At 31.7% G+C, this 523-nt stretch carries 1 protein-coding gene; it reads left to right on the forward strand.

The genetic code is table 11. The features are described 5' to 3' along the window. A partial coding sequence (locus IDG60_RS27275) for a glycoside hydrolase family protein (protein ID WP_481906071.1) occupies positions 1 to 523 on the forward strand: 523 nt, incomplete at both ends.

Below are 523 nucleotides of genomic sequence, written 5' to 3' on the forward strand. Positions count from 1 at the left end.
GGCATTTATATTATATGTACACAGGAAATCATCGAGATAATCATTGGCAACGACATGCGAGTCAGATGATCGCACGATTGAAAGAAGACGGTTCAGTTGAAAAGTTTCCAAAGCCAGTAATTAGCCAGCAACCAGAAGGATATACAAGTCATTTTAGAGATCCTAAAGTTTTTAAATATGGTGAGAAATATTATGCAATCATTGGCGCACAAAATAATGATCAGCAAGGTCGATTATTACTTTATAATACTGAAGATATAATTAATTGGCATTATTTAGGTGAAATAAATACAGAGTTAGATGATTTTGGATATATGTGGGAATGCCCAGATTACTTTAATTTAGATAATCAAGATGTCATACTTATTTGTCCACAAGGTATTGAACCAAAAGGCAATCAGTTCAAAAATATTTATCAAAGTGGTTATATACTTGGAAAGTTTGATATTGAAAAGTTAACATATGAACATGAAAATTTTGTCGAGCTTGATAATGGCTTTGATTTCTATGCACCTCAAACATT

The sequence above is a fragment of the Staphylococcus sp. EG-SA-2 genome, assembly GCF_017152085.1.